Here is a 13,216-nt window from a genome sequence, read left to right on the forward strand (position 1 = left end):
CACCCAAACTAGATTTACTATTCAGGCATACTCTTGAAGAGGTATGGAAATGGTAGTTGAATAGTGGTGCCTGGCCCACAAGCCTTGCGTATATTGAAAAATAATACAAAAATGAAATAAAAAGTATTTAATAAACATAAAAAAACTCCTCTTGTAGAAGTTGTTGACCTTGTTTTGTTCCCTAAAAAAACAAGTCTTCTACTAAAGGAGTTTTCACATTGAATAAGAAGATTATAGGGCAAAAAAGCCAATTTGTTTAAGGGATTTCGCATGATTACCCTTGGTTGGACAGATACGTGCCAAATTTATCCCTATTGACTTTTCTTTACTTAGTTCAAAGAAAAGTCAGATTAATGGAATATCCAAAACGCAACATAAAATTCGTGTCTAGCTTTTGCGGTTCATTTCATATCTGTCCCCATCTCACGTTTAAAGAGGTTCGGGTATGCTAGTACCTAGCGCCCCGACTGGGAATGGACCTCCGGCATGCTGCAGCAGTCCACCGAGCGCTTGGCCCGCTGGCGCCAGGGCCCTGTTCAGGAAGAGGCGCTCTCTCGCGACCTCGGTGCTGTGCGCTCTCCCGCGACCTCGATGCACCCGGTGCCTAGGTGAGCTAACGCTGAGCCGACCGGCTCACCTCGATTCCGTCGGCTACCCTCAGTTCGTCCGGTCGATGCCGTCTATGACGTTTTCGGCCATGCCTAGGTCCTTCCCGGCATCAATTCTGATGCCATTGGCGGTCTGTCGAATGACGTTGCGCTCGATCCTGATGCCTGAGGGGATTCCTTTGCCCCGTCCGTCAGCACCGCGGTCCTTACTGAGCTGGATGGCCCAGAACCCGTCAGTCCCTCCAGTAATGTGGTTGCCGTGCAACTCCGTGCCCGGCGCATTGCGGACCTCGATACCGGTCTTTGAATCCTTTCCGGCGGTGATCCTGTTGTCCTCAATGAGGGTGTCAGGAGTTCCCAGGATGACGAGGACTCCCTGACGGTTTCCAACCAGGTCATTTGAGTGCACCCAGTTACCAGGTCCTGAGGCGTCGTGCTTGTTCTTGGACCCGCCGGGATTGCCCAGCGCGATGCCCGCCCGCTGCCCACCGATGACCGTGTTGTCCCGGACCTCGTTCAAGTATTCACCCTCGCCGTGCAGGTCGATTGCATCGAGGAGGCTGCCGACGATAGTGTTCTCCGCCACGAGATTGTTGTGCGTGGGGAACTGCAGTAGAATGGCGTGCCTTAGGTGCCTGCCATCGAAGGTATTGCCGATAACAACGTTGTGCCGGGAATCGTTGGCGGCATCCGGGTTGCGTTGATCCGCCGAGCCCTCGATAGCGATGCCGTAGCCCTGTCCGCCGGGGCCAACGGCAGTTGCCTCACTGATGTAGTTTCCAGAGAGGGTCACTTCGCGGCTTGCCTTGACGGAAATGCCGTGGCGCTCGAACCTGCGGATGCCCAAGTTCTCCACCAGGATCCGGGAGCTGGCTTTCCCTTTACTGGTTCCAAGGTAGATCCCGTACATCGGGCCGCCACCTGCATTGCCGTCGTTGGAATCGTCGCCGAGTGGTCCCTCATGACGGGAAGTGATGGTGAAGTCACCGACAATGACATCGTGGACACCGGAGCCGCGGATCACCCGGCTGTCATCCTCGCCGTCGAGGGAGGTCAGCAGCACAGTGCGCTCCTGGCCCTCACCACGCAGGTGCACGCCACTGCGCAGTACAATGTTCGCCGACTTGTCGGCCGGGTCAGTGGAGCGCAGGTCATACGTGCCGGCCGGCAGCAAGACCACGTCACCTGGTTTGGCCGCGTCCAGGGCCTTCCTGATGGCTGGTGCGTCGTCGTGTGAGTCCGGATTCGGATCTGCCCCGAAGTCCGTAACGTCCAGGGTCCTGCCAGTGGCCTGACCCGGTGTCGGCACCTTGATCGGCGCGCCGGACCGGTCTACCAAGCCGGGGACCTGCCAGTCGCCGTGCCCGGACGGGGCGGGTTCCACGACGTCATTGCTCCCGACCGGCTCATCGGATTCCTTGACGGTGCATGCGGTTAAGAGAACCACTAAGCCAAGAGCCATCCACCACAAATGAGCCGGACCTCGCTGGCTGTTCCGAACGGATTTCTTCATCATACCTCTCACGCCCTTCCTTGTCTTTTTTCGTCCTTCTCGTCTCCTATGGAGGATACAAGAAAAGCGGTGAGCCCACTCGCTCACCGCCTTCGGGATGCCCCGACGCCCCTACCGGTCGCCGAATCATCCCATGGCCAGGGGCCTACCAAATAGAGTTCCCCTTGCCCTTGCTATTGTCATTGGCTGTTGCCATTGTTGTTGCCTTTGTTGTTGCCTTGGCCATTGCCTTTGTTGTTGCCTTTGTTGTTACCTTTGCCGTTGTCCTTGTCGAGTTTGAAGTTCAACGGAATGTCCTTTTCCAACGGTGTGTCTGCCGAGGAACCACCGACATGCACGCGGTACTTTCCGTCAACAGTAGCCCACTCGCCGTCAGCCCAGTTCGCCAGGTTGTCTGGTTCTTCCGGAATGAAATAAGAGAACGGGTGGTTGGAGTCAGCCTGGTTAATCCTTACAGTCACCTGTTGGCTTTCACCCGGCTCAAGGTAAACTTTCTCAAAATTAACAAGACGCTTGGTCGGCTGCCCAGCCTCGTCCGGCAGGGTCAGGTAGACCTGTGCCGCTTCTTTGCCGGCAACCTTACCAGTGTTCGTTACAGTGAAGGACACGTCAATACCGGACAACGAGCCGTTATTGCCTTTGCCTTCACCACGGACCTTCTTCACCTTGAGATCGTCATACTTGAAGGTCGTGTACGACAAGCCATACCCGAATGGGAAGACCGGCTTCACATTGTTTGCTTCGTACCAGCGGTAGCCCATTTCGAGGCCTTCTGTGTACTTAGCGATTAGCTGGTTGGAACCGTCACCGTACGCGCCAGGGCCACCTGGCTTGCCAGTGTCTTGACGCGTTCCAGGGTACTGATCCTCAGTCGCGAAAGCAGCTTCACGCTCGGTAGCACCAAACGTCATAGGAAGCTTACCGGATGGATTGACCTTACCATAGAGTAGGTTAGCGATAGCATTGCCATCCTCCATACCTGGGTACCACGCCTGAAGAACTGCAGGTACCTTATCCAGCCACGGCATTATCGACGTACCGGAAGTCTTCAGTACCATAACAGTATTCTCTGGGTTAGCTTCCATAACTGCGTCGATCACCGGCTCCTGCTCAGCCAAGCCCGTTTTGAGGTTCAAGGCTGGGAATCCGAGGGTATCACGGTCCACAGTCTCATGTGGGTTGTCGCCGACCATTAGGAGCACGACATCGGACTCAGCAGCTAACTTGGCAGCAGCTTTCGGGTCACGGCCATTATTGTACGTCACTTTGGTGTCGTAACCGAGCTCTTTGATAACATTCTCTAAGCCTTTCTGTGGTGTGACCGTATATGGAGTCACTACATAATCATTGTCGTCACGAACAGAGCGAGGTGACATCTTTGCCTCACCAGCGAACGTCTCAATGCCGATCAACGCGATCGACTTTGGCTCGCCGTCCAGTGGCAGGAAGCCGTTGTCGTTCTTCAACAGCACGGAGCCTTCCTCGGCCATCTTCAGTGCGCTAGCGCCGTTAGCCATCGGATCGACGATCTCCGGCATAAATTTGTCGTAAGGCTCATCCATGTGGCCAAACTCGATCATCTTGATGTAACGTGGACGAAGTAGATTGTCGATGTCGTCCTCAGTTACCGCACCTGAGTCGAGAGCCTCTTGGATCTTCTCGTGAGTGTAGTACTGCGGTGCCCAGTCGAGCTCGACATTCGTGCCCGCCTTGATGGCAGAGACCGTGTCGTGAATTGCACGACGGTCACTCATGACGTAACCGTTGAAGCCCCACTTGTCCCGCAGAGCATTTTGGAGCAGTTCAGAGCTGTCACATGCATAAGTTCCGTTAACATCCGGGAACGAGCACATCACGGAGGCTGGGTCAGCATTCCTGACAGTCATTTCGAATGGCAACATGTACAATTCGTTCATGGCCTTTGATGGAACTTGGACACCCATCGTCCAACGCTCAGTTTCCTGTTCGTTTCCTGCCATGTGCTTGAGCTGGACCTGGACTCCTTGGTCCTGGATGCCCTTTGTTTGCTCAATCGCAAGGATACCTGTCAGATACGGGTCCTCACTGAAGTACTCATAGTTCCGGCCACCGTACGGGTGACGAATGAGGTCCATACCTGGTCCGAGAAACACGTGATGCGCGAAAGCTCGTGTCTCCTCACCAAGGATTCGGCCGGCCTCATAGTTTAGCTCGCGGTCGAATGTCGCGGCCATAGCCGGGGTAGACGGAAGGCCAGTTGCCATTGGGTCATTGTGACACGATCCGCCTTTAACGCCCGTACCACCGTTAGTCATACGGACTGTGGGAATACCCAGTTCGTCGATTCCCTTAATTTGACGGCCAGTGTCCTGCCACTCACAACCAGGGAGTGTACCTTGGGGCGCAAATTCGCCGTTCATATACTTGCTTGAACCGCCCCTTTTGATGACGACCGGCTCACCTTTGTCGTTCTCATTGAAGCGCGAGATGGCGATTTGCTGGATCTTCTGTTCCATTGTCATCGCATCGAGAAGCAGCTCGGTGCGCTCCTCAGCAGAGAGCTGGGTGTTCATCCAGGGTTTGATCTCTTCCGCATTAGTAGGAATTACTAATGAAGACATGGAGATCATTGCTGTCATAAAAATTAAAGTAATTCGTTTTATCATCTTATATCTCCCTTACTATCTATTTGTCTATTAGTAGTTAATTCATTCGGTTTATCATCTTAAACTCTCCCTTACCGATGAACTTGTATACTAGTATACCGAAATACCATTACGCTACAATGAAAGTTAAATTACAAAACAGCAACAAAAAACACGAGATTAGTAATGCTCCTTAAGTCCCCAAAACCATCCAAACACTGTAGTAGCAATGATTTGCCAAATATACAATTAAAATAAATAAATTTAAATGAGCGTTATATTCCATTATTCTAAATATACTGAAACAGGATGGAAGAACTTCTATTTATTAAATAAGTTTTGTTACTATAATATTTAGAAATCCAATCGAAGGTGGCATGTAATGAATAAAATAAGTATTAACCCTTATTTGCATGTACGTAGAAAAGTGGTGCCTGACTCCCGATGCGTCAAAGCTTTAAGACACTGGGGATCAGGCACCACTTTTCAGCGTTTCTGCCATCAATTCTTGTAATATTCGGATACAATAACTGGTTTATGTTTTAATTGCACGGAGGCTTGTTCACCCTGTTTACGTTCGTCTTGGTTAGCATCATTGCCGCTTCGACGGGAACGGCGATAGACACGCTCTTCACGGTGTATTTTTCTATATTCCCTAATTATTTTTAAAAGTCCAATGCTTATCAGGTCGTTCACGTGGAGTTATATTGATAATGAAATAGCCAATGATGAGGATTAAAATGACAAGCGAAAAAAACAATGTATCGATTGGGTGATCGTGATTGACAATGATTAATCTGACCATTGCCGTAATGCCAATGTAGAGAAAATATCTAATAGGGAAATGATATGCTTCTTTAAAGTATTTAACAATCATAGAAATAAACTCAAAATATAAAAAGAACAAAAGAATATTGTCGAAAAAGAGTTTATAGTCATGGCTGCCATCTGAAATTAAAATATCAGCGAAAATGGTGATTTCCTTCACTAATAAAACCGCTAAAATAATTGCCAGCAATACGAGAGTAAAATTTAAAAATATTTGAAGAATCTTAGGTATTAGGCATAAAATAGAACTTAGATTTTTTTTCATTATATCCATCCAAACCTTCCTCTCATAACATAAGATTAAATCCTCTTGCCATGCGAACTCATTAATATTGTAATTATCTTATTTTTTATTTTTAGAAATAACAATCGAATTTACGAAACCTTTAGATTACTTTAATATGAATTTTTCATTCCGACGATGAGAATATCAGGATATGATTGCTACTTTTATTCTTTAAGGTATTCTTGTTTCGCCTTTGCTTCGCTTTTAGAATAGATTTTGATGATTAGTAATATATGGTAGAATTATAATATAGACCATAAAATAAGAGATAGGAGGAGGAATCAAATATGAATAAGTTTGGTATTTTATCAATTACAATGGTGCTGGTTAGCGTACTTATGTTTTTAATTCTCAGAGGTCCAAATGCAAACTTGACGTTAGGGATTATAATTTTAGGTTCCCTTTCACTACTCGGAATAATTTTTGCTGTAATTTCTAAGAAGTGGTTATCTGGGGTAATTGGCGTTTTATCTAATGGTGCCGTGTTGGTATTTGTCTTTTTCTTATTGCTAGCAAAAGGAACAGCTGGATAAATTCCACCTTATGCCGAACATCGTCTTTATGGGAATGGAAGTTCCTGTTTATTCTAAAGTTTTAATATACAGTTTTAAAATTTATTTTCATTTATGAACGTAAAGAAATGGAGGCAATGTATGAAACAAAAATATCTTTTTGGGGTTTTCGCTATTATTATGTTATTTATTCTTATAGTAGGATGTTCAAAAGACGAACCTGAAAAGTCTATTACGATGAATGGTGAAATTGTTCTTCATTCTGTTGATAAGAATGAAAATTATTTAACTATTTCAACCACTGTTAAAAATAACCAGCACAAGAACATCGAGCCATTTTATGTTGAATACAAAATAAATGATAAGTGGCTAAGTTCCATATTTGAAGACAGTAAAATTATTGTAGGGAAAAAAATCGGGGGAGGCGATGGTCAGTTATTTACAATTAAACCGAAATCCTCTTATCAAATAGGTGAAAATTATAAAATTGTTAGTCCTGTTGATGAAAAAAAACTAAAACAAGCGATAGAAAAGGAAAACGCTGTTGAAGTAATATTGTTAAATCAAGACAAAAAAGTAATAATGACAGGTTATATCAATAAATATTTGAAACAAAAATGATAAAACGGATAGTTAAGAATGTCTATTAACCTCATTTATTTAACAGAGCCATTGAAATAAGATAAGAAACGCTTGAAAAAAGGTGCCTGTCCCCCAGCGTGTTAAAGCATTACCGCATTGGGGGACAGGCACCAATATTATTCCAGCTAAATCTGTCGTAGTTGAAAAAGGATTACTAAAGGTGCAAAATTACACTAAGTGATACATAAGTTACTAATTGATGGGGACAGATGAATAAGGAGAATATAGTCGAACTAATTTCATCAATAATAAAGTTAATTCGTACTGAAAAAGGGTATACGCAAGATAAAATGGCTGAAGTTCTTGGCATTTCAAAGAAAACACTTGTTCAAATTTCAGCCCTAATTTGCTTTTCCTTCAAAATAATTGAATATTCATGAGGTGTAAAATTTTTATCTAAATGCTTCCCAACTTCATCAAATCGAACACAGTGAAGACCGTGCATCCACCATGCTCTATACAAAATCTTTCTTATAAATTCTCCAACACCGCCATTCTATTCTCTATTCCAAAACCATTCCTTATAATTATTGAAAATTCGCCTAATCTTTTCGTCGCTTGTAATCGATTCCAAATCCACCAGTGGAAAATAATACTTTTTCCTTCCTACTCTTCCTGAGACAATGACCCCATACTTATCATCGTAACCTTCAATTCGATTCAATTTTAGTTTATCTCCCTGCTGAATCATTCCCGTTTCTTGATATTCAGATACTTCTGCAATTATAGGAAAAGAAAGGTTCTCATTAAGATGCTCAATCTAATCATTCTCATCATATTCTCTATAATAATTTTCCGTATTGCACATCTTAATCTCCTCCACTTACTCTTCTTATTTTAACAACCTTAACAGAATCCAAGAAATTCCTGACCCAGGGGATGGTCCACCTGTACCAATTCATTGTCCAACTATTTCCCTCAATCTGTACAGAATTTTCAAAAACACCTTCTCTTTCGCTGCCATCGCCCATATTCCATCGCAGAATCTTTCTTGGCGGACATAGTAGGTAAGAATCGATTTTAGTAATTCAAAATTGGAGGTAGGAATAGCTTTAATGATGTCTTTGTCTGTTATTTTTCCATTTATGTCATCTAGGTAGTCTTTTTTAAGTAGATCTGTTTCATATATACTATTTATAAAATCCCCTAACCTATCGTCATAATTTGGATAGCCCGATATCCATTTGCAGAACTCTGTTTTATCATTGGCGAAATATGGAATATAGTCTATTTGCTTTTTATAATTCAACTTGCTAGCCTCCCTGAGACTCCATAATGTTTATAAAATAACTTCAAAAGAACTTGCTCTTCAAGCTCCATTCTCTTTGCTTCAATGTTCCCAACGCCCCCATGTAATAAGGCCACTTCCAATCTTCTCACATCCCTTTTTCGAAAAAATTATATTTATTGCTATCATTATATTATAAGTAAATTATATTGGGGGATTATTCCTATTTCCTCCCTTCCAATCGTTTGATTCATTTTTCTAGATAGTTACATTCTTATTAATGTTAGGCAAAAATATTAGTTTTTATAAACCAGCATGATAGAAACCCTTTGGGATAAGGTTAGATCTATTTGATGATGAGCTTCTCTTTTAATGAAGTTATTTGCTCATAAAAATGATAGATTCCTAGCAACAAAAAAAGATTGACTAATAATGCTCAATTCGGCTACTATAACTTTATACTTAACTGCATAAAAGCATAAAAGCGTTGAACTATTAAAGTAACTGATACAATCTTTGAAATCAGAGACCTGTTGGTGCTGCAAAACAGGCAAAGGGTATGGTGAATTACAGATAGGGAGCTGGTGTCCGGTTTCGGCCGTTATCTAAACAAGCGAGCAGAATGTTGATCTGCTAACTAGGGTGGTACCGCGGAGAGTCTCCGTCCCTTTTTGGGATGGGGGCTTTTTTTATTTCATCAAATAATTGAAGGAGATGGTGTAGATGAAAAAGGAACTTACTATGGGAATGTCGCTTTTCCCCATCATTGCATTGATTGGCGCTGCCGCCTTATCGATTTTTATTTGGAAGGCAGGAATGCATATCCCGTTAATGATTGGTGTTATCGCAGCCGCAGTTGTTTCCATTGCTGCCGGCTGGAGCTGGGATGAAGTCCAGGAGATGATGGTGAAAGGTGTGGCACGTGCATTACCTGCTGTTTTTATCTTACTGATTATCGGAATCATTGTAGGTACATGGATTGCGGCCGGAGTCATTCCGACCATGATTTACTACGGACTTTCCATTATTAAACCCGCCATGTTCGTACCGATTGTAGCTCTGGTAACCGGAATTATTTCAATCACTTTAGGGAGCTCCTTTACTTCAATTGCGACAATTGGACTTGCTTTTATGGCGATAGGTCAAGGACTTGGCTTCTCTCCTGGTCTTGTTGCAGGAGCTGTCATTTCAGGTGCTTATTTTGGCGATAAATTATCTCCTCTGTCTGATACAACAAACATTGCTCCGGCAATGGCCGAAACAGATTTGTTTAGTCATGTGAAGCACATGCTTTGGGATACGATTCCAGCATTTGTTGTTTCAATCGTTATATATTGGGTCGTTAGTCAATCAGCTTCATCCCATGGCGGGGCAGATACAAATGTCATTGATGCGATGAAGACAGGTTTGGACAACATTTTTGTCATTCATCCGTTACTATTGTTGATGCCTGTATTGACAATTATTTTAATGATTATGCGTACACCGGCAATTCCGGCATTAATGGGAGTTAGTATTTTAGGCGGCTTGTTGGCCATTTTTGTACAGGGGGCAACCTTGACTTCTGTTATTCAAATCATGACAAGTGGATATCACGTAGAGTCAGGAGAAAAAGCATTAGATGCCTTGTTAGATGGCGGGGGGCTTATGTCCATGCTCGGGACGATTGGATTGTTAATCCTTGCAACAGCTCTAGGGGGCATTCTAGAGGAGACTGGATCCTTCGAGGTGTTAACCAAAAAGATGATGTCAAAGGTTCATTCGGCGGGAACCCTAATTAGCTCTACGATTCTTTCTACTTTTGTTGTCGCATTTGCCAGCGGAGCACAATTTTTAGCGATTATTTTACCAGCAAGGACATTTGTAAAAGACTATAAAAAAATGGGCATTGATACGAAAAACCTTTCTCGCTGTGTAGAGGCAGCGGGTACTGTTGGGATTAACCTCGTTCCGTGGGGCGTACCTGCCGTATTTGCAGCGGGTATACTTGGTGTAAGTCCTGGTGAATTTATTCCGTATGCCTTCTTTGCCTTCCTTGTCCCACTTGTAAATATTTTATTTGGTTTTACCGGCTGGACAATTACGAAGAAAAACTATGAACATGAAAGAAATGACAAAGGGGGCGTTTCACTATGAGTGAAGTCATCTTAAGCGTATTAGGAACTGCTCAGGACGCCGGGCTGCCCCATCCTAATTGTTTTTGTAAAAATTGTACAATGGCCATTAGCGATCCGCAGTTAAGACGCTTCGCCGCATCATTGGCGATAATCCTGCCCGACGAGCAGGCGTGGCATTTGATTGATGCAACACCTGATCTTAAAGAGCAAATGGCAAGGCTGCAAATGAAATACAACCTAAAAGCAAAGTTAATGAAAAGCATCTTTATAACCCATGCCCATTTGGGACATTATCCCGGTTTATTATTTTTAGGACGAGAGGCCATCGGTGCTAGGGGAATTCCCGTGATGGCTGGGACAAAAATGAAACATTTATTAGAGGAAGAAGCACCCTGGAGCCAATTATCCAGGGTTGGAAATATCAATGTGCAAGAAATCCGGGATAGCCAAGACATTCAGGTTTCTCCCCTCATTACGATTACACCCGTTGATGTGCCGCATAGAAATGAATTTTCTGAGACATTTGCTTTTTGGATTAAGGGCCCAAATAAGAAATTGCTCTATGTTCCAGATATTGATCGCTGGCATGAGTGGAACCAAGACATACACACCATTTGCGAGGAAGCAGACATCTGCTTGCTAGATGGGACCTTTTATTCTCCAAAGGATCTGGAGAATATCGGCCGAGATTATCGTGAAATCCCCCATCCACTCATGGTCGAAACAATGGAGCGGCTGCAAGATTTAACAAAAAAAACGGAGATATATTTTACCCATTTAAATCATTCAAACCCAGCGATTGATTCGGAGCAGCAAATACGAGACCAGATTAAAGCAAAAGGATTTCATATTGCAGAAGAAGAAATGGAATTTAGGTTATAATATTAATAAATCTAGAAATATAACATATGCACAGCATCTTACCATTGCTGGGTCGCTGTTCTCTATTGGCGACCCTTCTCACTCTTTTTCCTAAAAATCGTGCTCCTCTACCCCCGATTGCCCAATGTGGTGCCTGACCCCCGGCGTGTTAATAAATTATTCAGTCTTGTAGTTATGTTCCTTCCAGCCGCCATTTCTTATAAATTTAGAATTCATAATAACCATACTGCTCAGGAGGTTTCCCTTTTCCTTCCTTCACATATGGCCTAAATGCCGTTGAATCCATTTCGTCAATATGCTCCACCTCAACTATAAATGTCCATACGTCTCCATAATCATATAAAAATAAGAAACGTTGCTTGGAACGGAAACCTACCTCACCAATTTGAATTTTGTCAGCATTCGGGTGCCCATAGTCATCTTGCGGGGAGACGATACAATCATCCGACCACCTTTTTCCATCCATAAAGAAAGAATAGAGATGATCGTTATCAAAATTAAAGGAGTCAAGGATGATCTCATGCAAATGATCCATCGTATGTTTTCCTGATAAAACAACCTTTCTCCAGACCGTCTTCGCAATGGAAACCTTAAAAGTATAGATACCATCAACAAATTTTTTCTTATTTCTTGGCAAAGTCCGTTTGATCTCCCCATTTGGAAATAGATCCACAAAGGGTTGGAAAAATGGCTGAGAACTCTGGTCCTCGTCCATCACATCGTAAAGTGCGTCCACTATTTCCTGTGGTACATCACCAAACATCATATCTTCCAATTTTGTTCCTGGAATGGGATTAATCTCGCCATTTTCTCGGCGCATTGCAGTATTCCAGATATTTAAGTTCCGCTCAAGAAGAAGAATCGGGAACATCCTTGCGCCAAAACTAGTTAACGCAATCGACTTAGCAAAATACCAATTCTTTCGAAAATAATCATTTATCCGTTCTTGATCCGCTTCGCACTTCCAGAATCCAATCCATTCAAAATAGAGTTGTAAGTGGTTCAAGTTATATAGTCGATGTGCTAAATTCTTCTCCGCTATAGTTTCGTTATTCCCTATGAAAATGTGTCGCTTTGGTTGTTCCGCACTAAATGCCGCAAGAACCTCTTGAATGGGTAATGCGAGTTTATAAAAATGAGTATCAAGGAGTCTCGCCCAATTGACGTCGACCCAAAATGTCTCCAACAAAAAGAAGTATTTTTCGATGTCCTCTAATTCTTTGTATAACCGGATTCGTTCCGATACCACTAACTGTATTTTCCCTGCTGTTGCTGGTGACTTTTCCAATAGTCCTCCACTAATGGAAAGAAAATAGAAAAAATGGATATATGGATAATAATCTTGTTCCGTATAGCTGGTTGCCGCTTCATTTTGAACCGACAGGCGTTCATTTAGAACATGCAAATATTTTCTTGAGATATACTCCTTTGTTTTCGTCAATAGGACTGAATGATTTTCGATAAAGTCTAGAAATACGTCAAAGTCCCTTACTAATGAAGTTGGAAATGTCTCCGAACTGGCAGGGTTCACTGATTCTAATTCGCTATAATTTCCCGTTGCTTCCTTCGTTTTATCTAAGGGTTTAGTCTCCGTTGCGCTCACTATCTCCTCAAAAGAAAGTTGTGTTGCATTTTTCTTTCTATTTAAACTTATTTCAACTTTTTTCAAAATAGCCACCTCTCCCTGGTTTAATTCATTTTACTATAATTACTTGCTCACAAGGCCCGTTACCTGCCTCCCACTGCGATAAAACTTTTTCAAATGGAAGTCAAGTGTAAATTTTAAAAGGTTCGAAGCCAGTGCCAATTTTACAGGTGATAAACTTCCTTTCTAGTAGCTATGAAGTAATATACTTAAGGTAAAAGGTGGGGTATTAAAATTGAGAGATACTATTTTAACATCATTGAAAAAAATTGAAGAAGACTTTCACGTTAAAATTCTTTTTGCTTGTGAGTCAGGGAGCAGGGCTTGGCAA

General features: G+C 43.2%; 11 protein-coding genes, 1 pseudogene and 1 other annotated feature. Of the genes and pseudogenes, 6 read left to right on the plus strand and 6 right to left on the minus strand.

Going from position 1 to position 13,216, the window contains the following annotated elements:
• Positions 1–657: 657 nt before the first annotated feature.
• From BANVL01_RS25705 to BANVL01_RS25715, 3 genes are all read right to left on the minus strand, one after another.
• Positions 658–2,121, minus strand: a complete 1,464-nt coding sequence (locus BANVL01_RS25705) for a right-handed parallel beta-helix repeat-containing protein (RefSeq protein WP_169803225.1) — start codon at positions 2,119–2,121, stop codon at positions 658–660.
• 179 nt (positions 2,122–2,300) lie between these two features.
• Positions 2,301–4,766: a beta-glucosidase gene (locus BANVL01_RS25710; protein ID WP_066082890.1), complete on the minus strand. Its 2,466-nt coding sequence runs from the start codon at positions 4,764–4,766 to the stop codon at positions 2,301–2,303.
• 634 nt (positions 4,767–5,400) lie between these two features.
• Positions 5,401–5,838 (minus strand): phosphate-starvation-inducible protein PsiE, encoded by a 438-nt coding sequence (locus BANVL01_RS25715; protein WP_425311800.1) that lies wholly within the window; start codon positions 5,836–5,838, stop codon positions 5,401–5,403.
• Between the two features lie 308 nt (positions 5,839–6,146).
• Here BANVL01_RS25715 and BANVL01_RS25720 point away from each other — a divergent pair, with 308 nt between their 5' ends.
• The 3 genes and pseudogenes from BANVL01_RS25720 to BANVL01_RS27080 all read left to right on the plus strand — a co-directional run.
• Positions 6,147–6,392, plus strand: coding sequence for a hypothetical protein (locus BANVL01_RS25720; protein WP_066082886.1), 246 nt, complete (start codon positions 6,147–6,149; stop codon positions 6,390–6,392).
• A 120-nt stretch (positions 6,393–6,512) separates the two neighbouring features.
• Positions 6,513–6,992: a hypothetical protein gene (locus tag BANVL01_RS25725; protein WP_066082884.1), complete on the plus strand. Its 480-nt coding sequence runs from the start codon at positions 6,513–6,515 to the stop codon at positions 6,990–6,992.
• A 230-nt stretch (positions 6,993–7,222) separates the two neighbouring features.
• Positions 7,223–7,348, plus strand: a pseudogene (locus tag BANVL01_RS27080) (helix-turn-helix domain-containing protein); the annotation flags it as partial.
• A 161-nt stretch (positions 7,349–7,509) separates the two neighbouring features.
• Here the strand turns inward: BANVL01_RS27080 and BANVL01_RS25730 are convergent.
• Both BANVL01_RS25730 and BANVL01_RS25735 read right to left on the minus strand, forming a co-directional pair.
• A complete protein-coding gene (locus tag BANVL01_RS25730; RefSeq protein WP_082805155.1) occupies positions 7,510–7,773 on the minus strand; it encodes a calcium-binding protein in 264 nt (87 codons plus the stop codon).
• Between the two features lie 138 nt (positions 7,774–7,911).
• Entirely contained in the window at positions 7,912–8,262 is a 351-nt protein-coding gene (locus tag BANVL01_RS25735) for a DUF6508 domain-containing protein (RefSeq protein WP_066082882.1), read from the minus strand.
• Between the two features lie 457 nt (positions 8,263–8,719).
• Positions 8,720–8,913 (plus strand) — a binding site (T-box leader).
• A gap of 51 nt (positions 8,914–8,964) precedes the next feature.
• On the opposite strand from BANVL01_RS25735, the gene nhaC reads away from it, so the two are divergent.
• Both nhaC and BANVL01_RS25745 read left to right on the plus strand, forming a co-directional pair.
• Positions 8,965–10,377 carry a Na+/H+ antiporter NhaC gene (gene nhaC, locus BANVL01_RS25740; protein ID WP_066082879.1) on the plus strand — a complete coding sequence of 471 codons (1,413 nt, stop codon included), beginning with the start codon at positions 8,965–8,967 and terminating at the stop codon, positions 10,375–10,377.
• Positions 10,374–11,240: an MBL fold metallo-hydrolase gene (locus BANVL01_RS25745; protein WP_066082876.1), complete on the plus strand. Its 867-nt coding sequence runs from the start codon at positions 10,374–10,376 to the stop codon at positions 11,238–11,240. The genes nhaC and BANVL01_RS25745 overlap by 4 nt, the downstream gene beginning before the upstream one ends.
• Positions 11,241–11,445: 205 nt before the next feature.
• Here BANVL01_RS25745 and BANVL01_RS25750 read toward each other — a convergent pair whose 3' ends face one another.
• The gene (locus BANVL01_RS25750) at positions 11,446–12,909 is read right to left on the minus strand and encodes a plasmid pRiA4b ORF-3 family protein (protein ID WP_156482422.1); all 1,464 of its coding nucleotides are present in this window, start codon (positions 12,907–12,909) and stop codon (positions 11,446–11,448) included.
• A 211-nt stretch (positions 12,910–13,120) separates the two neighbouring features.
• Here BANVL01_RS25750 and BANVL01_RS27085 point away from each other — a divergent pair.
• On the plus strand, positions 13,121–13,216 hold a 96-nt coding region (locus BANVL01_RS27085), incomplete at its 3' end, for a DNA polymerase beta superfamily protein (protein ID WP_174524285.1).

The sequence above is a fragment of the Neobacillus novalis NBRC 102450 genome (assembly GCF_001591805.1).
Taxonomy (GTDB): domain Bacteria; phylum Bacillota; class Bacilli; order Bacillales; family Cytobacillaceae; genus Neobacillus; species Neobacillus novalis.